Source organism: Clostridioides sp. ZZV14-6009 (assembly GCF_020658095.1).
Classification (GTDB): domain Bacteria; phylum Bacillota; class Clostridia; order Peptostreptococcales; family Peptostreptococcaceae; genus Clostridioides.
The window spans coordinates 214,943-238,271 of record NZ_JAGWDG010000003.1 but is presented as its reverse complement, the minus strand read 5'-3'; the positions used below and the strand labels follow the sequence as shown (position 1 = coordinate 238,271).

The following is a 23,329-nucleotide window of genomic DNA, read 5'->3' as shown; positions in this document are numbered from 1 at the left end:
TTAAAAAGTAGGGAAGATATTCTTATAATTTATACTGGAATTTAATTAAATAATATTGTTATGAGTTATAATATTTTATAAATAAAAAAAGAACTGTTTTCAAAATTATTTTAACTATTTTGATACAGTTCTTTTTGGGGTTGAAAAAACATTTATAAAGGATTTTTAATTTATAGTCTCTGCATAAATATTGAATTTATAAAACAATACCTTATATTTATTACAAACTAGAATGTAGATGAAATTCTGTAAATACCAAATTCTCTATGACCAAGGCTTTCAGCTTTAGTGTGTTTGCCATTACATACTTCTACTATTTCATCGAATATTTCTTTACCTATATCTTTAATTTTAGCACCTTCTGTTATAATTCTACCTGCATTTATATCAATATTATCTATCATTTTGTTGTATGTATCACTGTTTCCAGTAATTTTAATAACTGGTGAAATTGGGCTTCCTGTTGGAGTACCTCTACCAGTTGAGAAGATTACAATCTGTGCACCACCTGCTACCATACCAGTGATAGAATCTATATCTTGACCTGGAGTATCCATAAAATATAATCCTTTCTTATCTGAAGGTAAAATCTCAGCATATTCAAGAGCACCTTTGAATGGTTTGTCCCCTGCTTTATACATACAGCCAAGTGATTTTTCTTCAATTGTTGATAATCCACCAGCTTTATTACCTGGAGTAGGTTGACCACTGCGTAAATCTTCTCCCATAGTGATTGCTCTTTTTTCTACATCACTTACAAATTTAAGAAACTTTTCTTTCATGTTTTCATCTTCAAAGCGAGTAGCCAATAAATGTTCTGCACCAATTACTTCTGTAGTCTCACTTAATATACTACTTCCACCTTCGTCTATAAGAAGATTTGATGCAATTCCTATTGAAGGGTTTGATGCGATTCCACTTGTTGGATCAGAGCCACCACATTCAAGTGCCAATGTAATTTCGCTCATATCAAATTCAACTCTTACTTCTTTTGATATTTCACGAGCCATATGACCTGCTATTTCAGCACCTTTAGCTATTGCTTTTAGTGTTCCACCACATTCTTGTATAACAACATAGTCAACTTTTTTTCCTGTTGTAGATATTTCAGATGCTAAATCTTTTGCTTGAATACCATCACATCCAAGGCCAATTACTAAAACAGCAGCTACATTAGGGTTTTTACCAAATCCTATTAATGTTTTTGCTGTAAGCTCTATATCAGAGCCAATTTGACAACATCCATGTTGATGTGGGATAGCTATTGCTTCAGGAACAAGTGCTGCAATTCTTATGGCTGTCTCACTTGAACAGACAGATGTTGGAATAACTAAAACATGATTACGAATACCATATTGTCCATTTTCTCTTAAATAACCCATTAATTTCATTTTTATTACCTCCTATTTTTTATCTCCACGACCACGTGTACTTTCAATATTATGTACATGAACATAGTCACCAGTTTTTATGTCAACTGTTGCAATTCCTATAATCTCGCCATATTTATAAACAACATCACCTTTTTTTACATCTTCTGTAGCCATCTTATGAAAAACAGGAATATTATCATTTACTATATAAGATTTTCCATCAATTGAAACTTTTTCACCTTTAACTAAAGGTCTAACACATGTAACTAGATTGTCTTTTTCATTTGCATGAATAATTGCGTTCATACTTTTACCTCCTCAAAATATTAGTTTACTTCTATGTTTTTATTTGTTTTAAAAATAGCTTTTTTTCTTTTTTCTCTTTTATCCAAATAGGAGACGAGCATTGGACAACATATTGCTGTAACAATGATAGCAGCAGCAACTTGTACTGTTGAAACGGCCGCAATTGTGGCAAGTGTAGGGTCAATAGCGGCTAAAGCTTCAGGAGTACCAGCTGCATTACCTGCTGTTGTACCAGTAGCTGCACCTACTGCTGGATGTTCTGCACGTATAAGTTTCATTACAAAATATCCACCCATACCTGTTATTAGAGTTACAGCAAGACCTAGTATAACTCCAGGGAATCCAGCAGTTATAATTTGGTTAAAGTTTAATGCAGCTCCTAGAGGAAAAGCAAAGAAAGGTATTAATAATGTTGTACCAGGTGCAAGAAATTCTCGTATATCTTCATCGAGATTACCAAGTATAAATCCAAGTAGTATTGGTATGAGTGCTGCAAATAAAGCTACTATAGGTACATTTGCAAGTCCAGTTACCCCAAAGGCAAGCATCGTAAAAAATGGACCATCATTTAGAGATAATATAGATATCGCACCAACATCTGTAGAATCTCCATATTCACCAGCAAGAGCAGCAAATAGACCTCCATTTGAATTAGTCATAGTAGCAACTATAGCAAGAGGTGTAATACCAATTATGCCTTTAGGACCAATGAATTTACTAACAATAATACCTAGTACTGCACCAATTATAAATTTTGTTGCCGTGAGTACTATGCCCTTAGTCAAAGGTTTGCCTGCTTGTCTTATGTTGATTTGAGCGCCATTACATAGACAAAATAGAGCAAGTATACTCATTGCACCAGTTTTAAATAAGGAAGTTGTAAATCCTCCAATTTCAAGAGCCTGTGGACATACTGTATTAAATAGTGCTCCCAATAGCAGGGGACAGACCATAAGTCCTCCTGGTATCTTTTTCACCGATTTTAAGATATGCATCTAGTATCACTCCTTTTAATTTTTATATAAGTATTTAAAAGCAATTACTATGCCAATAGAGGTGTCATATAGTTTTAATTTTTATAAGTATTTTTAATATTCGTATAAAATACTGTAGATTACTTAGATTAAAAAAAATATATGGAAAAATATAGCGAAAAAAATAATCTATTTATTATGTAGTAGAATTTTAAATAGAAAAAAATAAACGTTTTATGTATTAAAATTAAACATAAAACGTTTCGATATATTATATATGTATTATTTTTAAACATCACTTTCGATTTCTTTTAACTTTCTCCATAGAGTAGAGCGAGTGATTTTTAGTATTTCACAAGTTTTTGTAGTGTTTCTATTATTTTCATTATAGACTTTGTATATATATTTTTTTTCTAGTGTTTTTAAGTCTAAGTTATTATATTTAAAATCAGCCTTATCTGTATCAGTTATAGTATTTGCACATTCACTATTGTATTTTTCTGATAAAATTGAATCAAATGATTCTATAATAACAGCTCTCTCGATTATTCCTTCTAATTCTCTTATGTTTCCTTCATATTCTTTTTCAAGAAGAGCTTGTCTGATATTTGGAGTGATAATTAAAGGTATCTTATTGTATTTAGCTGAATATTTTTTTATGAAAAATTCTGATAATTTTATTATATCTTCTTTTCTCTCTTTGAGTGAAGGAAGGTACAATGTTAATATATTTATTCTAAAGTAAAGGTCTCGTCTAAATAAACCATCACGCATCATATCTTTTAGGTCTTTATTTGAAGCACAAATTATTTTTACATCTATGGGAATAACTTTATCACCACCAATTCTCATAACTTGCTTTTCTTGTAAGACTCTTAATAATCTTCCTTGAAGTTCAATTGGAATTTCACTTATTTCATCGAGAAAAATTGTTCCTTCATGTGCCAATTCAAATACACCTGTTTTTCCTTTTTTTCTTGCTCCTGTGAATGAGCCCTCTTCATAACCAAAAAACTCACTTTCTATTAAAGATGGAGGTATTGCAGCACAGTTTACAGCAACAAAAGGAGCATTTTTACGTTTGCTATAATTATGAATACTTTGACAAAATAGCTCTTTACCAACACCAGATTCCCCTGTAATAATCATTGGAGTATCATAACAAGCATATTTTTTTGCAACTTCTATACAATCTTTTGTTTTTTCACTTGCATAGATTATATCATCAAATGTATATTTGGCAGAGAGACCTTTGTTTAATAGACTTCTTCTTATTGTGTGTTCAAATGAACTTATTTCCTTACTGTCTTGAAATGTAGAAACTGCCCCTTGAATTTGACCATCAACGATAATTGGAACTCTATTTGTGATGATTTTTGTACTTCCTATATTCTGTATTTCACCAATTTGTGGTTCCATGGTTTCAACTACTTGAGGTAAAACTGTATTTGGAATAATATCTATAACATTATGATAAAGTGCATTTTCTTTCTTTATACCAAATATTTTTTCAGCACTCTTATTAAATAATGTGATTTTAAAATTTTTATCAACTGTTATTATTCCATCATGTACAAAATCTGTCATAGCTTCTATCTGTAATCTTCTTTTTTGTTCATCTTTAGTTGCGTCTAGTATTTGTTCAGCTTGTTGAATGGCTCTAAGTATGTTTTCTTCTCTAGATTCAATTAATATTCCCTTACAATTAAGTCTTTCAACAATATGTGCAACAGTAGTATCACCTATATATGTATTGATGCCTTTTTTTCTATATTTTTCTATAGCATTATAAATTTCTTCTTCCTTTTCAATTTCAATCATCGTTATTTTCTTATTCAATATTTCTTCTATAATATCAAAGCCATATATAACATTATTAAATCCAATTATCCCAAATGGTTCATTTGAATTTTTAACTTCCTTATAGCTTTCTATAATATCATAAGCATCTACTTTAATCTCAACTATAGGTATGTTATACGTTTCTTTTAACATATTGTAAGTTCCACCTCTACTTATGATAATTCTAGTACCATGGTTAATACTTTTTTCGGCGAGTGGTATTCCTTCTTTTAAGTTACCAAATACAACGTCAATGTTTGTATACTTATATTTTTTTACTATGTGAATCGATTTTTCATAGGTTCCTTTAGTAGGAGCAATAACAAGTATTTCTTTCATAATAATTCCTCCATATTTCATCAAATAAACTTAAAGATTATTATTATAACTAAATTTTATCAGTGATATTTTAATATTTTACTTTATATTTAATTATAAATAAAGTATTTTTAAATAAATTATTATAAAAGACTGTATAAAAATAAGATTTTAGAATTCTAAAGCTTTTTTAAATACAGTCTTTTAATATATAATAACATCTATTTGTCAAATCTATTTACCTTAAATAATCTCATATTTTTATCTTCTTCTCCAAGATATAGCTTACTAAGCATTATACCTCCTAGGATTGCAAAAAGTATTCCATTAGCTCCATAACCTAAACAGTACCATAAGTTGTGATTTTTGTTATCAGGTCCAATAAAACCTAAGTTATCTAAAGTAGAAGCAAAGCAACCACAATACTTGTAATCAACTTGTATATCTTTTATGTCTTTAAACATACCTTTTAGTCTTTGTTCAAGAATGTCATATTTTTTATTTGCTAAAGTTTCATTTTCTATATCACTGAAGTCTACATCTTCGCCACCTATAATCAATCTATTATCTTTAGTGGTTCTTAGATAATTATATGGGTCACAATTGTCTCTAATCAGAATATTGTCTTTCCAAGAATCAATGTCTTTAAGTGGTTTTGTAGCTATATTAAAAGTATTAGATTTAGTTGCGAAGTTTCTATTTGTAAATAAACTTGTATTATATCCTGTAGCCACAATTAGTTTTTTGCCATAAACTTTATAGCCATAAGATACTTCAGCTGTTACTTTATCATCTGAAAAGTCTACTTTTTTTACTTCTGTATTTTCATATACTTCAAGACCTTTTTTCAGACTTACATCAATGAGATGATGACTATACTTGTATGGGTCTATTTCTCGTCCACCATTTTTTGCTATCAATCCAGACTTTAAATCGAAACTAAAAGGGTTTGTAGATTCATCGATATATTCAACATCAAATCCATTTTCTTTTCTTAGATTATATTCTTCTTTTATAGCTTTAATTTCAAGTTTACTGGCAGTGTAAAGCAAAGTGTCTCTTTTTGCATAATCACACTTATTTCCATGTAATTCTATAAATTTATCTAATTCTTCAAGTGCTGATACGCAAAGATTGTATGCTTTTAAGGCATCAGTTAGAGTCATGACTTCTGTTAAATCTATCAAATTGTCATCCAATTCATATTGTAAAAGTGATGTGGTTACACTAGTACTTCCATGTGCAATCCTTCCTTTTTCAAGGATAACTGATTTTATATTGTTTTTAGCTAGATAGTATGCACAAATACATCCTGTTATACCACCTCCAACGATTATAACATCTGTATCAATATCATCAGTAAGGTATGGAAATTGTCTTGGAATTTTATTTATACTGGTAAAAATAGGCTTGCCTTTTACATATTCTTGATTCATATATTTCACTCCTAACATTTATTATGTATGAGTGTATTATTTTCTATAGCAAATAATATTATACATTTTAAATGTTTATATAAATGGGTATGTATAAATAAAAATATGATAACATTTTAGTGTAAAACATATGTATAATATATTCATAAGTAATTTGGTATATAATGATGATTAACAAGTAAAAAAGATTGAATAAAAGTTAAATAAAAATTTAAAATAGGAGGTAGATTTATGCTTTCAAAAGATATAGTTTCAAAGGTATTGGAAAAGTGTTTAATTACTGGCGGAGATTTTGCTGAGATTTTTGAAGAAGACACTATAAATAATTCTATTGGCTTAATAGATAATAAAGTAGAAAATGCAATAGGTGGAAGAAACTATGGTATAGGAATAAGAATATTTAAAGGATTAAAGAGTATATATGCATATACAAGTGATAATTCATTGAATAGTTTATTAGACATAGCGTATAAAGCTGCTATTGCTTTAGGCAAGTTAGAAGAGGGGAAGAGTGTTATATTAAATGACAGTATTAAAATAAACAATCTACATAATATAAAAATCTATCCAAATTCAATAGGTAATATAGATAAAGTAAATGTCATGAAAATTGCATATAAAAGTGCAAAAGAATTTAGTAGTGATATATCACAAGTAAATGTAACTTATTCAGATAAAGACCAAAAAGTACTAATTGCAAATACTGAAGGAATTTATGTGGAAGATAGAAGAATAAGAACTAGATTGGGAATAAGTTCAATTGCATCTAAAGGTAATGAAAATCAAACGGGATTTGAAGGACCTGGAGGGTGTAAAGGATTTGAAATATTTGAAGATATAGACCCAGAATACTATGGAAGAGAATCTGCTAGAGTAGCACATACTATGCTACATGCAAAAAACTGCCCAGCAGGTAATATGATGGTGGCAATAGATAATGGATTTGGAGGAGTAATATTTCATGAAGCTTGTGGACACTCTTTGGAAGCTACAGCAGTTGCAAAAGGAAATTCTGTATTTGCAGATAAATTAGGTCAACAAATTGCATCTACAAAAATTACAGCGATAGATGATGGGACAATACCAAACTATTGGGGTTCTATGAACATAGATGATGAAGGAAACAAAACTCAAAAAAATATCTTAATCGAAAATGGAATTTTAAAGTCTTATATGATAGATAAACTTAATGGTAGACGAATGGGAATGAAGCCTACAGGAAGTTCTCGTAGACAGAGTTATAAATTTGCTCCTACTTCGAGAATGACTAATACTTATATTGCTGCTGGAGAAGATAAGCCAAAGGATATTATAAAGTCAATATCAGATGGTCTATATGCCAAAAAAATGGGTGGAGGCTCTGTAAATCCTGTAACAGGAGAGTTTAATTTTGCAGTTTCAGAAGGTTATTTAATAAAAAATGGAGAAATAAAAGAAGCAGTTAGAGGAGCTAGTTTAATTGGAAAAGGTAGTGATGTACTTATGAATATAGACATGGTTGGGGATAACTTAGAACAAGCTCAAGGTATGTGTGGTTCAGTATCAGGAAGTATACCAACCAACGTAGGTCAACCTATGATAAGAGTAAAAGAAATTACTGTAGGTGGAAGATAGGAGGAATAAGTATGGAACTTAAAAATTTTAAAGATTTACTATTTAAGAAAGCTCTAAATGAAGGCTTTGAAGAGTGTGAAGTGTATTATTCCACAGTGGAAAATCTAATTATAAATATATATGAAGAAGAAGTTGAAAAATACAATCTTGATAAATCATTTGGCTTATCATTTAGAGGAAAGATAAGTGGGAAGATAGGATATTCTTATACAGAAATTTTAGATGATAAAGCTGTTGATATGTTGATAAAAAATGTAAAAGATGGGGTAAGAGCTATCGAAAATGAAGATGTACAATTTATATATGAAGGCGACAAATACTATAATGAAGTAAAGACTTATTCTAAGGAACTAGAAAATTTAGAAGCAGATAAGTTGATTGAATTAGCTTTACAAATGGAAGAAGAGACTAAAGCTTATTCAGATAAGGTAGTAAACTTATCTAGTTGTACTATATCTTATTCAGTAGCAAGTAGTGGCATATATAATACTAAAGGATTAGAGTTAAGTAATAAAACTAATCTGCTTATAGGGTTTGTAGTACCAGTTATACAAGACAATGGACAAAAATATGATGGAGTAGGATACAATATAGCAACTACTATTGAAGAAATAAATCCAAAGGAAATAGCAAAGCTCGGAGTTGAAAATGCGTTATCTAAAATAGGCGGAAAGAGTATACCATCAGGCAAATATAAAACTATATTATTTAATGAAGCAATGGTATCTTTACTTAGTACATTTTCTGGAATATTTAATGCAGACTCAGCTCAAAAAGGATTATCTTTGTTGAAAGATAGAGAAGGAGAAATGATAGCGTCTCCTATAGTTACAATAGTTGATGACCCACTTTTAGAAAATGGTATGGCATCTACTCCTTTTGATGATGAGGGTGTAGCTACTTTTAAAAAAGAAGTTATTTCAAATGGTAAACTTATGACATTACTTCATAATTTAAAGACCGCTAATAAAGCAAAAGTAAAGACTACGGGAAATGGAATAAAAGCTTCATATGCATCACCTATAAGTATATATCCAACTAATTTATATATAGAGAAAGGAAATATATCTTTAGATGATATTATGAAAGAAGTAGGGGAAGGTTTGATGGTTACTAGTTTTGCAGGGCTTCATTCAGGTGCAAATTCAGTAACAGGAGATTTTTCTTTAGCAGCTAAAGGTTTTTATATTAAAGATGGTAAAAAATCATTTCCAGTAGAACAAATTACAGTAGCTGGTAATTACTTTGATTTATTAAAAGATATTGAAGTTATAGGGAATGACTTAGAATTTCCAATGAGCAGTATAGGTTCACCTTCAATTGTTATTAAAGAATTATCAGTAGCAGGAAAAGATAAATAGAGATAGAAAATAATTGCACAAATATAAAGATAAATATGAATCCATGTTAATTTCTATTAGCATGGATTTTTTATTAATTTAAGTTATTTATTAAACCCTAACCATCCTAATAAAAGCATATGTTAAATCTTTGATGCATATAATTAATATCAATATTTAAATCTAAAGGAGGAGATACCATGAATGATGCACACTATGATATGCATAAGAGAAAGGGATACTCAAGTGACGAGCCATACCCAGAAATAAAAGTATTGGGAAAAAATAAGTATTATGCAGAACTATTAATGGATGATTATGCTGGTGTATCAAGTGAATTTACAAGTGTAAATCAGTACTTATACCATAACTTTGATTTAGATGAAAATTATAAAGAGTTAAATGAAATGTGGATAAATATATCTATAACAGAAATGTTACATATGGAGATATTAGCAAAAACTATAAGATTATTAGGTGGAAATCCTATATATAGAGGTTCTTCAAGTTCATGTGGTGCATATTGGAATGGTGGTTTTGTATTTTATGGAGATTCTATTTGTAGTAGATTAAAATCGGATTTACATTTAGAGTATGTGGCTATTGAGAATTATTATAAGGATATAAGTATTATTGAAGACCCTTATATAAAAGCTATATTAAATAGAATAATTTTAGATGAAAAGGTTCATGTAGGTTTGTTTAAAAAAGCAATAGAAAAGTACTGTAAATAGAATATAATGTTTAATTATTAACTATTTTATTCATATATATAAAACAACTATCATACATTTTCTTGAAGGGAGTTGCTAATGATATGTATTATGTACGTGTGAATGACATAAATATAGCAGTGTATGATTTAAATCCAAAGGCTAAAAAAACAGTTCTATTTATACATGGCTGGCCATTAGGACATAAGATATTTGAATATCAAACTAATATACTGCCAAAACTTGGCTACAGAACAGTTTCAATTGATTTAAGAGGTTTTGGTAACTCTGATGCAACAGCAGGAGGATATACTTATAGTCAGATGGCTGATGATATTTATAAGGTGGTACATGCTATTGGATTAGAAGATTTTACTCTTGTGGGATTTTCAATGGGTGGAGCAATTGTACTTAGATATATGAGTTTATTTAATGGATATGGAGTATCAAAACTAGTCTTAGCTGCTGCTGCGGCACCATCATTTGTAAAAAGGCATCCAGAATTTCCATATGGTATGACACGTGAAGATGTTAATAAGTTAATAGCTCAAGCATGTACAGATAGACCTGAAATGGTAACTAATTTTGGGGAAAAAGTGTTTGCATCAAATCCATCAGAAAGTTTTAGAAGGTGGTTTAATGATATTGGTTTTAGTGCATCAGGGATAGGAACAATTGGAACAGCTGTAGCTTTAAGAGATGAAGAACTATTTAATGATTTAAAATGTGTAAGAGTGCCTACAGGTATATTCCATGGAAAATTAGACCAAGTTTGCCCATATGAATTTGCAGTTTTTATGAATGAAAGGATAGAAGACTCAGTTTTATATACTTTTGAGTATAGCGGTCATGCTATATTCTATGATGAGCTTAAATTATTTAATCAAGAATTTTTACAGTTTTTAGAGGAATAGAAATATTTTATTAATAATTAAAGATATGATGATGTTATATAAAAGGGGCTGTCTCAAAATAGAGAAAGGCCTCTTTTTCATTGTTGAAATGATGAAAATATAGTTGATTAGTTGATTTCATACAAAAAAGAGTGCCTCATAAATTAAAAAGTTCATTTTGAGACACCTCCTTTATTTTTTTTGGTAGAAAATATTACCAAATAGCATAAAATATGACTTTTAAGATTTAAAATTTTTTCAAAAAGTGCTACAATAAACCAAATTGTTGTTTTCTATATTCAGTAAGCAGGAGGTGGTGATATGAAAAAACATAATATTTTATTTGTATCAACTGATGACAAAATAAATATGGATATCTCAGAACAATTAGAAAATATTTTTGGAGAATTTTGCAATATAGATAATATGGTTTACATAGATAAAATAAATATAGAGATATTAAAGTATGAATTAATAGTATGTTCAGATAATGATATAAAAGAATATATACACAATAATATTGATAAAAATATACCTATTGTGATAATACATCGTACAATAAATATTGAACATATAAATCAGATAATTAGCATAGAAAATGATTCTGAAGTTATGGTTATAGATGATTATAAGGAGTCAGCAGATGAAACAGCTAAGATAATTAAAAAGTTAGGTTTAATTCATATTAATCTTATACCATATTATCCAGGGTGTGATAAGGTAAATTGCGAGGTTGGAATTATTACAGGTAGTAGAAATAATGTGCCACAAAATGTAAAACAAATAATTGATATAGGTGATAAAATAATCGATATAAATACAGTCATAGAAATTTTTACAAAACTTAATATATCAATAGATAAATTACATATTATTAAAGAAAAATATAATGAAGATACTGTAAGTGGATATAGGTATTATACAACTATGAACAAAACTATGAAGAGTTTCTTAGAGATTATTGATGAAGGAATAGCCTCTATTGATAAATTAGGCAAATTTATATACTGTAATAAAATATTCTCAAATCTAGTTGGAATAGACCAAAATAAAATTATATCTAATAACTTTATGGATTTGTTTAGTGACAAGGTTGTTAAAAAAATGTTTTTTCAAGAGGATGAAGTTAATGATGAAGTAGTAAATCTAAATAATAAAAAACTTATAATTAATAAGGTAAATGTATACGAAAATCATGAACGTGTAAAGAGTATTATAAGTATTAAAGACATAAGTGATATACAAACACTTGAAGATAAAATCTATAATAAATTTCAGACAAAAGGATTCGTATCAAAGTACACATTTGAGAATGTTGTGGGTGAAAGTAAGATAATAAAAGAAAAGATTAATATTGCAAGGAAAATAGCAGCTACAGATTTTTCAGTTTTAATACTTGGAGAAAATGGAACTGGAAAAGAGATATTTGCTCAAGCAATACATAATGAATCTCTGAGAAAGAATAAACCATTTATTGCAGTTAACTTATCTTCTTTATCAGATACTCTTATTGAAAGTGAACTTTTTGGCTATGAAGAAGGAAGCTTTACAGGAGCAATAAAAGGTGGAAAAATGGGGATATTTGAAAGAGCTCATACAGGGACAATTTTTTTAGATGAAATAGGTGACATATCCTTAGATGTACAACAAAGGCTTTTAAGAGTTTTACAAGAAAAAGAAGTTATGAGAATGGGTGGAAGTAAAATCATACCAATAGATGTTAGAATTATAGCTGCAACAAATAAAAATTTAAAACAGAAAATTAAAGAAGGTTCTTTTAGAGAAGATTTATATTATAGGATTAATGTACTACATATAGAAATACCTAAACTTAGAGAGCGAAAAGAAGATGTACCTCTTATAAGTGAGTATTTTTTAAATGAAATAAACAGTAATAAATGTTTTACAGAAAAATCAATAGAGGCATTAAAATTATATAAGTGGCCAGGCAATGTAAGAGAGCTTAAAAATTTAATATATTATATTGATACTATAGTAGAAGAAGATATCGTGGACTATGAACATTTACCAGAACAATTTAAATTTGAAGAAAATAATATTTTAGTCAATGAAAAGTTTGATTCAATTATTTTGGATTTTAAACAATCGAATTCTTTAAATGAAAGTATTTGTATATTGAAGAATATAGAAATTTGGAATAATAAAAATATATCATTAGGAAGAAATAAATTACAAGAAATCTTAAAAGAAAAAGATGTTATCTTGAGTGTAGACCAAATAAGACAGAGAATAGATAAATTAAAAAATCATGGATTGTTATTATCTGGTATAAAAAAACAGGGTAGCTTTATAACTAATGAAGGTAAAAATTTTATATCGTATGTAAAAATAAAGGGGAAAATATAGGGTGTCAAAAGAAAAAAACACCTTAAAAATCCCCTATAATAGTTTGAAATAAATAAAGATAATTTTGAATATTAATATAATTTTTAAAATAGTGAATTAAAAATAAAAAAACATTTCTAATAAACAGTAGTAAATCGTCAATTTATTACTGTTTTTATTTTTATAATAATTGAGTATACAATTAAAATTTATATTTTGGCATGTTAATTGCTCTATAGTGTAAATATAAAAAATTGTAGAACTTGGAGGAAATTATTATGAAATCAGCTTATAAAGGATATGAAGCCTATAGTTATTTGGAAAAGGGAAAAGATATTTCATCTATTGAAATGTGTAAGGGAGACAAGAGAGTTGATGAGTATCTTATTGAGTTAGATGATATTCAAGAAGCAAAGGTTAAAAGTATTGTAGATGAAAAAGTATTTATATCTTTACATGAACATCCTGTTTTATTTCCAGAATATTTAGAAAGAGATATATTTGAATACAATAGAGAAGGTAAACAAAGATGTGCTTATGAGGCATTATCAAGAGGGTATTATGATGCTATATTTGATAATTTAATGGATGGTGTATGTACAATAACATCTAATTCAGGATGGAAATGGGATGATATATTAATTGATTTAGGTATGAGATTATGTGACTTAGCTCATCAAGATTTTGTTATAAAGTGTGAAAAAGTAGAAGATATATATATAGCAAAAAAAGAAGGAAAAGTAGCTTTGATACCTACCCTAGAAGGAGCTGCACCAATAGAAAATGAACTTGATAGAATAGATATTCTATATGGATTTGGCATAAGGTTAATGGGTATAACATACAGCGAATCTAATGCATTGGGTTCAGGATTGAAAGAAGAAAAAGATGGTGGACTTACGAATTTTGGTAGAAAAGCTGTTGAAAGAATGAATAAGATTGGAATGGCTATAGATTGTTCTCATGTTGGAGTTCAAACGACACTTGATGTTATAGAACACAGTAAAGACCCAATAATATTGAGTCATGTTGGGGCAAGAAGTCTATGGAACACAAAGAGATTGACTCCAGATGAAGTACTAATAGCATGTGCTAAAAAGGGTGGGGTTATAGGTGTAGAAGCAGCACCACATACTACAATAACTGAAAAAAACAAAGAACATTCAATAGAGTCATTTATGGAACATTTTGAGTATATTAAAAGTTTAGTAGGGATAGACCATGTAGCTTTTGGACCGGATACAGTATACGGTGACCATGTTAAATTACATTCAGTGTTAGCTGCTAAATTTGATATAAAAAAGATAACTGGCACAAAGGAACATCCTAAAGTAGAGTATGTGAAAGGTCTTGAAAATCCAACTGAAACTTCAAAAAATATTGTTAGATATTTAGTAAAACATGGATATAGTGATGAGGAAATAGAAAAGGTGTTGGGTGGAAACATACTTAGAGTGTTGAATAAGGTCTGGAAATAAGGTTTAAATATTTTAATAAAATTTGAGGATTTATAGGGAGGTTTTTTGCAATGGATTATTTAAAATTAGCCAATCATCCACTTTTGTGGATAGCAAGTACAGTAGCTGTGTCAATAGTAGTAGTACAATCTCTTGTATTTGCTATAAAATCTTGTAAAGTTGGGAAGACGATGGGGATAACTGACAAGCAAATAAAATCAGCTGTTAAGAGTAGTGCTATTTCAGCTATAGGCCCATCAATGACTATATTTGCTGGGATGGTTTCACTTATAGTAACTATGGGTGGACCTATAGCATGGATGAGATTATCATTTATAGGTTCTGTAATTTTTGAATCTATGTCAGCTGGATTTGGAACAGATGCACTAGGGATAACTTTGGGTTCTCCTGAGATGACAAAAGTAGCATTTACAAATGCAGTTTGGACTATGATATTAGGTTCTTTAGGGTGGATAATATTTACATTATTATTTGGGCATAAGTTAGATAAAATAACGAATGTTATTTCTAGTGGTAAGAAATCATTTATACCAATAATATCTGTAGGAGCAATGTTAGGTTCATTTGCATACTTAAATGCTGATAGAGTATTGTGTTTTGACAATGGAACAATTGCTTGTATAAGTGGGATGATAATAATGGTAATACTATGTATGATTGAAAAAAAGAAAAATATAAAATGGCTGAGAGAGTGGGGTCTTACCATATCAATGTTTAGTGGAATGATAATAGGTTCAATAATATAAGGGGGGAGTTTTATGAGTAAAGTAAAATCTATATACAACGAAGAGTACTTACCTTTTATGATAAGGTATGGGAGATTGACATTATCTTTAGGTATTATAGCAGCATTAGTTCCTGGAATAATTTTAAGTTTTGGATTTGGTCTTATGCCTCCAATATCAGCATTATTAGCAAGTACAATGGCAATCGTTAGTATGAGTGCACCAAACTACATAATAGAGCCAGTTTCTTATTCACCAATTTTAGGAATACCAGGAACTTATATGAGCTTTCTTTCTGGAAATATATCTAATATGAGACTGCCATGTTCAATAGCAGCTCAAAAAGCAGCAGAAGTTGAATCAGGAACTGAAGAGGGTTCAATAATATCTACTATAGGAATAGCTGTATCTATTCTAGTAAATATAAGTATTTTGACTTTTGGAGTAATTTTAGGAGGAAGTGTATTGTCTAAAATACCACCTGAAGTAGTAGAAAAATTGAATTTAATTTTACCAGCTTTGTTTGGGTCAGTATTTGGACAAGTTTTTTTACAAGATAAAAAGCTAGGATTAGTAGCAATTGTAATAGCTGTATTAACTATTATATTATCAAAGCAAGGTATAATACCACAGTCTTTAGTAGTTCTTATATGTGTATTTGGTACTATATTGATTGCAAGAGTTATGCATAAAGATAAACTTAAGGACTAGTAAAAAAGATAAACTTAGAGGCTAGTAAAATTAAAAAAGTAAAAAGTTTAAAATATAAAGAATTATAGTAAAGGCTACTGCAATAAAATTATATTTTAAGGGGTGAATAATGTGGTATATGATTTAGTTTTAAAAAATGGATTTATAGTAGATGGTACTGGACAAAATGGTTTTTATGGAGATATAGCGATAAAAAATAACTTAATAGTGAGAATAGATTCTGAGATAAATGATGATACAAATAAAATGATAGATTGTCATAAAAGAGTTGTAACACCTGGATTTATTGACCCTCATGTTCATGAAGAAATAGTAGCAATATTAGATGGTAAATTTGAAAAATTCCTAAAACAAGGTGTTACAACAACTATAAATGGTAATTGTGGTCATTCTATAACACCATATTCTTCTGAAAATGTATATGAATATATGTATAAGAATGGTCTATTACTTGAAGAAGAAAAAAAGTATCTTATAGATAAAAATAAGCATTGGAATAGTTTTACAGGATATTGTGACCTTATATCTAATAGTGGAATAGCTATTAATATGGGATTTCTATTGGGTCATGGCACTATAAGATGGAGTGTTATGGGAGGGTCTAAAGATAGACCACCTACAGAAGAAGAAAAAATAGAAATTACAGAGATAATAAATGATGGTATGAAAAGTGGGGCTTTTGGAATATCTACTGGATTGGCATATATACCAAGTAAGTATGCTGATATTGATGAATTAGTTGAGATTGCAAAACTAATAAAAGAACATGATGGTATATATACGTCTCATATTAGGGATTACATAGGAAGATATAATGCAGTAAAAGAAACTATAGAAGTTGGTGAAAAAAGTGGAGCTAGAGTACAAGTATCCCATTTAAGCCCAGTTGAACTAGATGCATTTGATGAGATATTAAATGCTAGAGACAATGGTGTTGATATTATGGTTGATACAGTACCAAGAAGTTCTGGACATTGTATGAAGAAAAAAAGAGTACTTCAATTTATTATGGCAATATCATCTAGTTTGTTTGAATTAGGTATGGATGGCGTTATGGATGCCCTTAGGAATGAAGAAGGAAGAGCCCTGATATTAAAAGAGGCATTTATACTTGGAGATAGAGGAAGTATAATACTTCTAAATACCAATAATATTGATATGGAAAAGAAATCAATACGTGAAATAGCTATACAAAAAGGTATAGATGAGAATAAGTTATTACTAGATTTACTTTTAGATGGAGATGAAGAACTTATATTTTGCCTAGGAGGAATGTACAGGGGAGATTTTCCTGATAAATTACATGATAAAAAGATAATAAATAATCCATTTGTTATGGTTGGTTCAGATTGTTTGTTTAGTGTAGGTGGAGATATGTCATGGTTTGAGCTTCAAAGAAGAGGGGCATTTCCAATTTTCTTTGATATGTATAAAAAATCAGGTGTTAGATTGGAAGAAGTAGTAAGAAGGGTAACTTCATTGCCAGCTAACCAGTTTAAAATAAAGGATAGAGGTATACTTAAAGAGGGTAAAATAGCTGATATAACAGTAATTGATATGGAAAACTACAGCTACCCTAGGTCTGAAGAGATTGACTTCTCAAATCCACAGTTATTAGCTAGAGGTGTTGAATATGTAATTGTAAATGGGAAAATTGCATTAGAAGAAGGTAAAGTTACTAAAAATCAATGTGGTGAAGTATTAAAAAGATAAAATATTAAAAAATAATAAAAATTTAGAAATTAAATAAATAGATAGTAAAAAAACGAAGTTTGAATATTATTTAAATAAAAATCACTCTTCGTTTTTTTATAATAGTATTAAATCTTAATTTATATGGACAATAAAAAGCATGTACAATAAGAAATGTACAAAAAATAATTTACTTTTATAATAAAAAAATTGAGATTTTTATTTATTGAAATATGTAGAAAAATTGGGAAAATAAATGGTTATAATTTTGAAAAAGAAATTTTTTGTAAGTAGATAAAGATAAACTTCTTCTAGAAAATGTTAAAAAAATATCTAGCAAAAGAGAGTTTCAATATCAGAGAATGAGAAAATAATAAAAAATAGTTATTACTTTTTATATATATTAAAATAATATTATATTATAAAATATATATACTATGTCTAATTTAATTAAATAAACGATAAAATATTTATATTTATCCAATAATTAAGATTTTTATGATATTTAATAAATGTTAGTTACTATTTATTATTTATTATATTTACTGAAATAGCGTTATATGGCGAAAATAAGAGGTTGCATATATTTTATAGAAATAAATATTAAAACGAATATTGATAAAAAAATAACGTAAATTTAAAAATTAAAGTGTTTTAATACTGATTTTATTCTACAGATTGATTATTATTTTTACTTTAATAATTCTAAATAAAACTAAAATTAAATTATCAGAATAATCTTGACAGTCTAAAATCGTGACTGTATAATACAATTAAAAATCGGATTAATTACCTAGCTTACAAAAAATAAAAATAATGCTAAAAGCAAACGTTTTATTTTTTTAGTAACTAATCCTCCGCCACTCCTTAAATTAGAGCTTTTCTAATTTCAAAATGTATTACTAAAACTTCATAATGTAACTGTGCAATATTTATTAGGCTCTAACTTTTAAGGTTACTAATAATTTATTACATGGCTCCATACATTTGGCGGCAATGGCGGGAGCGATAAGGGGTAAGATATGGAAAATTACAAGTATGGATTTAATGACAAGCCAAAGCTTCTAACAGCAATACCACTTAGTATGCAACATGTTTTTTCTGCTTTTGCAGGTACTATGTCGGGTGCCATTTTAGTAGCTGTGGGCATGGGTCTCTCACTAAGTGAGACTGCATTTTTGATTCAATGTTCGATGTTGATTGCAGGGGTGAGCACCATACTGCAATCTATGGGAATTGGACCAATAGGGTCACGGTTGCCAATTGTTACTGGTGGAAGTTTCACCTTTGTAGCACCATTAATTGCCTTAAGTACAAATAATGATGTTGGTATTGCTGGAGCTTTTGGAGCAGTACTTGTAGGAAGTCTAGTTTTAACTTTAGTAGGACCTCTTGCAGTAAAATATTTACATAAATATTTTACACCTACAGTTACAGGAAGTGTTGTTTTGGCAGTAGGTTTATCACTTATGAGCTCTTCATTTGACTATGCAGTATCTTTTGATGCTCATGGACCTAATGTAGTTGCTAATTTTTCTTTAGCTGTATTTACATTGTTGTTGACACTTATTTTAAATCAATTTGGAAAAGGTTTTCTCAAAGTAGCATCCATAATAATTTCAATAGTAATAGGCTATGTAGTAGCAGTAATATTTGGTATGGTTGACTTTTCTAGTATGGCACAAGCAAATTGGTTTGCAGTGCCAAAGCCTATATACTGGGGATTGGAGTTCAACTTGGGCGCTATTATAACCATATGTACAATTCATATTGTGACAGTTATGGAAATAATAGGAGATACGACAGGGGTTGTTAGTTCTGTTGAAAACCGTCTACCTACGCAAAAAGAATTGATGAGAGCTGTTAGAGCAGATGGAGTTGGAAGTTGTTTTGCAGCTTTGTTTAATGGGCTTCCAGTCATATCAGGTAGTCCAAACATAGGAATAATTTGTATGACAGGAGTTGCAAGTAGGTACATAGTAGCACTTGGGGGAGTAATGTTAGGTATATTAGCATTTTTCCCAAAGTTTGCCCAAATATTAGCTTTAACACCAGACCCAGTTATTGGAGGTACATTAGTTATGATGTTTGGAACAATTGCATCATCAGGTATTAAGGTTATTGGAATGGGAAAGATGACAAATCGTAACATAACAATTTTAGCAGTTTCGCTGGGCATTGGTATGGGTGGTTATTTTAATCAAGCTGCATTAGCATTTTTACCAAGCATTGTAGTCACTTTAATGACTGGTATATCTGGAACAGCTCTATTATCTTTAATACTAAATATCGTATTGCCTAAGGAAAAAGAGGATGTAGTGGAAAGTAAAGTAAGTTGTAAAGCTTAGAGAACGTAATTCTAAAGGATATCCAAGAAGGAGCGCCTTGCTTCTATTTTTTTTACCAAAAATAGGATTGAACTTTGAAGGAAACCTAATAGCTTGCATTTGAGCAGAATATAATCTGAAAGGATATCCAAGAAGGAGCGCCTTGCTTCTATTTTTTTTACCCAAAAACCTTAAAAAACTAAATAATCAAAAGATATGATACTCATTTTAATAAAAGTATAATCTGAAAGGATATCCAGGAGGAGCGCCTTGCTCCTCCTTTTTTAACAGTAATTATGGATTTTACTTGTCAAATGAGTGTAAATAACTTGGATAAATTATTAATCAAAGATTAAATTTCATAGAAAATATTAAAAATTAAATTATGTGGAGAGAAGGTGGAGATTATAGATGTTATTGAGCTTGATATAAATGGCAGATTGAGAGAGGTGAGTATAAAAAAAAGTTGGACTTTACTTTATGTTTTAAGAGAAGTGTTTAATTTAACTGGAAGTAAGTGTGGATGTAGTACTGGTGATTGTGGAGCTTGTAAAATAATTTTAGATGGAGAAGCAGTTAATTCATGTTTGATTCTAGCAAGAAATGCAGTTGGGAAAAAGATATTGACAATTGAAGGGTTGTCAGATGGTATCAATATACATCCAATTCAACAAGCATTTATTGATTGTGGAGCTGTTCAATGTGGGTATTGCACTCCAGGGATGATAATGTCGGCAAAAGCCCTGTTAGATAAAAATCCAAATCCTTCTGAGGAAGATGTTAGAAAGTCTATAGACAATAATCTTTGCAGATGTACAGGATATGTAAAAATTGTTGAGGCTATACTTTTATCAGCAAAAAGGATGGGGGGTATAACCTGTGAGTAATAATTTTAAAGTTATTGGTGAAAGAGTCCCAATAAGAGATGCTGTACTTAAAGCTACTGGCCAACTTAGATATACTGCAGATATGAAAATTCCAAATATGCTTTATGCTAAGGTTTTATTCAGCCCTATAGCGCATGCAAAAATTAAAAAAATAGACACATCAAAAGCTGAGAAATTAGAAGGTGTAAAAGCTATAGCCACTTATAAAAACTCACCTCAAAAAGCCTTTAATAGTGCCATGAGATTTTATGAACATGAGTTGCCAGAGGTTGAACATATCTTTGATGATACTGTTCGTTTTGTGGGTGATAAAGTTGCAGCCGTTGCAGCTGAAGATTTACAAACGGCTGAAAAAGCATTGAAGCTTATTGAGGTTGAATATGAAGAATTACCCTCAGTATTTAATCCAGAAGAAGCAATACAAGAGGGTGCATATCCAATACATAAAGGGGGAAACAAGCTTGCAGTAAATGTACAGCAGTGTGGAAATATTGAAGAAGCCATGAAAAAAGCTGATTATATTTTTGAAGATAAGTATACACTTCCAGCTATACATCATGGTGCAATAGAAACTCATGTGGCGATTGCAGATTATGATTACAGTGGCAAACTTACTGTTTACAGTCCTAATCAAAACACTTTTGGATTTAGGATAATCTTATCTAAGTTATTTGGATTACCAATGAATAAAGTTAGACTAGTAAGTCCAGCTATTGGAGGAGCTTTTGGAGGTAAATTAGAGATTACAATTGAGCCAATTGTAGCATTATTAGCAAAACTGTCAGGGAGGCCAGTCAAACTAGAACTTAACAGGAGAGAAACTATTGCTTCGACAAGAACTAGACATGGCGCAGTTGTATATCTAAAAACGGGTGTTATGAAGGATGGTCAAGTTATAGCACAAGATATGAAAGTTCTGACAAATACAGGAGCATATGCATCAAGTGCTTTAAATGTAATTGGAGCAATGAGTCATAAAGTGTTTAAAGCATATAAGATTGAAAATATGAGATATACGGGGATACCAGTGTATACAAACACACCAATTGCAGGAGCAATGAGAGGGTATGGTTCTCCACAAGCTTTTTTTGCTCAACAATCCCAACTAAATAAAATTGCAAAAAAACTAAATATGGATATTTTAGATTTACAGCTTAAGAACTTAGTCGAACCAGATGGAATAGATCAAAGATTTAAAAGTCCTCATGGAAATCCAAGACCAATAGATTGTATAAAAAAAGGTGCTGAAATGTTTGACTGGAAAAAACAAATTAGACAGCAAAATGAATCAAATGGTAGATTTTTGATTGGTGTAGGTATGGCAGTTGGTTCACATGGAAATGGATGCTTTGGAGCACATAGGGATATAACAGCTTTAATGTTGAAAATGAATGAAGATGGTTCAGCTGTATTATATACAGGTACTCATGATATGGGAAATGCATCTGTAAGTGTTCAAGTACAAATTATATCTGAAGTACTTGGAATAAGCCAGGAAAAAATAGAATGTATACAGGCAGATACAGAAGCATCACCATGGAATTTAGGAGATTACGCAAGCAGAGGAGTTTTTGTATCTGGAAATGCAGCTTTAAAAGTAGCAAATTCAGTAAAAAAAGAACTTTTAAAGGAAGCATCCCAACTTTTAAAAGAGGATGAAGAATATATAGAATTTAAGGATGATAGAGTCTATTCTATCAAAAATAACAACAAACAAGCCACTTTATGTGATGTCATGATACATGCTCAAAAGGTAAGTTTAAGAGAGATTATAGGAGCTGAAACTTTTGCATCTCAAACTGGAGCAAGTTCATATGGTGTACATTTTGCTAAAGTTGAGGTCGATACTAAACTGGCAAGTGTAAGAGTTTTGGAATATGTTGCAGTTCATGATGTAGGGAAAGCTTTAAACCCAATGTCTGTAGAAGGTCAGATTGAAGGAGCAATTCAAATGGGAATAGGATATGCGTTGACTGAAACACTTGAATTTGACAATAGAGGAAAAATAAAAGCTAATTCATTTCGCTCGTATCATATGATAAAGGCTAGTGAAATGCCCCAAATAAAAGTTGGCCTGATAGAATGTGGAGAACCTGGAGGTCCATTTGGAGCTAAGAGTATAGGTGAATGTTCTGTTGTACCATCAGCACCAGCAGTAGCAAATGCAGTATCAAACGCATTAAATTGTGATTTTTATAGTTTGCCAATAAAGAAAAGTATTTTACTAGATAATATAAATATTTAATGTTGCTTTATACAAAAGAAATTAGTTATACAAAGTAAAAAGATATTTATTTAAAATACTTTAGATATTAAAATGTAAGACCTTTTTCTAAATGTAAGTTTAAATTATA

17 protein-coding genes are annotated in these 23,329 nt (G+C 29.8%); 12 read left to right on the top strand and 5 right to left on the bottom strand.

From position 1 onward, the window contains the following. Positions 1-227: 227 nt before the first annotated feature. The 5 genes from KGF36_RS07095 to KGF36_RS07075 form a co-directional block, all read right to left on the bottom strand. Positions 228-1,391 carry a UxaA family hydrolase gene (locus tag KGF36_RS07095; protein ID WP_227842544.1) on the bottom strand — a complete coding sequence of 388 codons (1,164 nt, stop codon included), beginning with the start codon at positions 1,389-1,391 and terminating at the stop codon, positions 228-230. A 12-nt stretch (positions 1,392-1,403) separates the two neighbouring features. Then, the gene (locus tag KGF36_RS07090) at positions 1,404-1,679 is read right to left on the bottom strand and encodes a UxaA family hydrolase (protein WP_009891186.1); all 276 of its coding nucleotides are present in this window, start codon (positions 1,677-1,679) and stop codon (positions 1,404-1,406) included. Between the two features lie 20 nt (positions 1,680-1,699). Further along, positions 1,700-2,674 carry a 2-keto-3-deoxygluconate permease gene (locus tag KGF36_RS07085; protein ID WP_227839653.1) on the bottom strand — a complete coding sequence of 325 codons (975 nt, stop codon included), beginning with the start codon at positions 2,672-2,674 and terminating at the stop codon, positions 1,700-1,702. Positions 2,675-2,941: 267 nt separating this feature from the next. Further along, positions 2,942-4,834, bottom strand: a complete 1,893-nt coding sequence (locus KGF36_RS07080) for a sigma 54-interacting transcriptional regulator (protein WP_227827661.1) — start codon at positions 4,832-4,834, stop codon at positions 2,942-2,944. A gap of 200 nt (positions 4,835-5,034) precedes the next feature. After that, positions 5,035-6,249 (bottom strand): FAD-dependent oxidoreductase, encoded by a 1,215-nt coding sequence (locus KGF36_RS07075; protein ID WP_227842545.1) that lies wholly within the window; start codon positions 6,247-6,249, stop codon positions 5,035-5,037. Positions 6,250-6,480: 231 nt separating this feature from the next. Here KGF36_RS07075 and KGF36_RS07070 point away from each other — a divergent pair, with 231 nt between their 5' ends. From KGF36_RS07070 to KGF36_RS07015, 12 genes are all read left to right on the top strand, one after another. After that, complete coding sequence (locus KGF36_RS07070) at positions 6,481-7,863, top strand: TldD/PmbA family protein (protein ID WP_227827659.1); 1,383 nt, start codon at positions 6,481-6,483, stop codon at positions 7,861-7,863. A gap of 11 nt (positions 7,864-7,874) precedes the next feature. Further along, on the top strand, positions 7,875-9,224 hold the full coding sequence (locus KGF36_RS07065; RefSeq protein WP_227850232.1) for a metallopeptidase TldD-related protein: 1,350 nt from the start codon (positions 7,875-7,877) through the stop codon (positions 9,222-9,224). Between the two features lie 179 nt (positions 9,225-9,403). Further along, the gene (locus KGF36_RS07060) at positions 9,404-9,937 is read left to right on the top strand and encodes a ferritin-like domain-containing protein (protein WP_227827657.1); all 534 of its coding nucleotides are present in this window, start codon (positions 9,404-9,406) and stop codon (positions 9,935-9,937) included. A gap of 83 nt (positions 9,938-10,020) precedes the next feature. Continuing rightward, complete coding sequence (locus tag KGF36_RS07055) at positions 10,021-10,830, top strand: alpha/beta fold hydrolase (protein ID WP_227827656.1); 810 nt, start codon at positions 10,021-10,023, stop codon at positions 10,828-10,830. Between the two features lie 300 nt (positions 10,831-11,130). After that, the gene (locus KGF36_RS07050; protein ID WP_227827655.1) at positions 11,131-13,176 is read left to right on the top strand and encodes a sigma-54 interaction domain-containing protein; all 2,046 of its coding nucleotides are present in this window, start codon (positions 11,131-11,133) and stop codon (positions 13,174-13,176) included. 257 nt (positions 13,177-13,433) lie between these two features. After that, positions 13,434-14,633, top strand: a complete 1,200-nt coding sequence (locus tag KGF36_RS07045) for a dipeptidase (protein ID WP_227842546.1) — start codon at positions 13,434-13,436, stop codon at positions 14,631-14,633. A gap of 50 nt (positions 14,634-14,683) precedes the next feature. Then, positions 14,684-15,379 (top strand): DUF5058 family protein, encoded by a 696-nt coding sequence (locus tag KGF36_RS07040; RefSeq protein WP_227854648.1) that lies wholly within the window; start codon positions 14,684-14,686, stop codon positions 15,377-15,379. A gap of 12 nt (positions 15,380-15,391) precedes the next feature. Beyond that, positions 15,392-16,069: a hypothetical protein gene (locus KGF36_RS07035; RefSeq protein ID WP_227827652.1), complete on the top strand. Its 678-nt coding sequence runs from the start codon at positions 15,392-15,394 to the stop codon at positions 16,067-16,069. Positions 16,070-16,180: 111 nt separating this feature from the next. Next, positions 16,181-17,782: an N-acyl-D-amino-acid deacylase family protein gene (locus KGF36_RS07030; RefSeq protein ID WP_227827651.1), complete on the top strand. Its 1,602-nt coding sequence runs from the start codon at positions 16,181-16,183 to the stop codon at positions 17,780-17,782. Between the two features lie 1,001 nt (positions 17,783-18,783). Then, complete coding sequence (locus KGF36_RS07025) at positions 18,784-20,109, top strand: uracil-xanthine permease family protein (RefSeq protein ID WP_227827650.1); 1,326 nt, start codon at positions 18,784-18,786, stop codon at positions 20,107-20,109. 377 nt (positions 20,110-20,486) lie between these two features. Then, the gene (locus KGF36_RS07020) at positions 20,487-20,975 is read left to right on the top strand and encodes a (2Fe-2S)-binding protein (RefSeq protein ID WP_413840514.1); all 489 of its coding nucleotides are present in this window, start codon (positions 20,487-20,489) and stop codon (positions 20,973-20,975) included. Further along, a complete protein-coding gene (locus KGF36_RS07015) occupies positions 20,968-23,220 on the top strand; it encodes a molybdopterin cofactor-binding domain-containing protein (RefSeq protein WP_227854647.1) in 2,253 nt (750 codons plus the stop codon). The genes KGF36_RS07020 and KGF36_RS07015 overlap by 8 nt, the downstream gene beginning before the upstream one ends. Positions 23,221-23,329 lie beyond the last annotated feature (109 nt).

What these genes read in the sequence shown, in the direction of transcription:
- KGF36_RS07095 (WP_227842544.1), bottom strand. Translation starts at nt 1,391, where the DNA reads ATGAAATTAATGGGTTATTTAAGAGAAAATGGACAATATGGTATTCGT.
- KGF36_RS07090 (WP_009891186.1), bottom strand. Translation starts at nt 1,679, where the DNA reads ATGAACGCAATTATTCATGCAAATGAAAAAGACAATCTAGTTACATGT.
- KGF36_RS07085 (WP_227839653.1), bottom strand. Translation starts at nt 2,674, where the DNA reads ATGCATATCTTAAAATCGGTGAAAAAGATACCAGGAGGACTTATGGTC.
- KGF36_RS07080 (WP_227827661.1), bottom strand. Translation starts at nt 4,834, where the DNA reads ATGAAAGAAATACTTGTTATTGCTCCTACTAAAGGAACCTATGAAAAA.
- KGF36_RS07075 (WP_227842545.1), bottom strand. Translation starts at nt 6,249, where the DNA reads ATGAATCAAGAATATGTAAAAGGCAAGCCTATTTTTACCAGTATAAAT.
- KGF36_RS07070 (WP_227827659.1), top strand. Translation starts at nt 6,481, where the DNA reads ATGCTTTCAAAAGATATAGTTTCAAAGGTATTGGAAAAGTGTTTAATT.
- KGF36_RS07065 (WP_227850232.1), top strand. Translation starts at nt 7,875, where the DNA reads ATGGAACTTAAAAATTTTAAAGATTTACTATTTAAGAAAGCTCTAAAT.
- KGF36_RS07060 (WP_227827657.1), top strand. Translation starts at nt 9,404, where the DNA reads ATGAATGATGCACACTATGATATGCATAAGAGAAAGGGATACTCAAGT.
- KGF36_RS07055 (WP_227827656.1), top strand. Translation starts at nt 10,021, where the DNA reads ATGTATTATGTACGTGTGAATGACATAAATATAGCAGTGTATGATTTA.
- KGF36_RS07050 (WP_227827655.1), top strand. Translation starts at nt 11,131, where the DNA reads ATGAAAAAACATAATATTTTATTTGTATCAACTGATGACAAAATAAAT.
- KGF36_RS07045 (WP_227842546.1), top strand. Translation starts at nt 13,434, where the DNA reads ATGAAATCAGCTTATAAAGGATATGAAGCCTATAGTTATTTGGAAAAG.
- KGF36_RS07040 (WP_227854648.1), top strand. Translation starts at nt 14,684, where the DNA reads ATGGATTATTTAAAATTAGCCAATCATCCACTTTTGTGGATAGCAAGT.
- KGF36_RS07035 (WP_227827652.1), top strand. Translation starts at nt 15,392, where the DNA reads ATGAGTAAAGTAAAATCTATATACAACGAAGAGTACTTACCTTTTATG.
- KGF36_RS07025 (WP_227827650.1), top strand. Translation starts at nt 18,784, where the DNA reads ATGGAAAATTACAAGTATGGATTTAATGACAAGCCAAAGCTTCTAACA.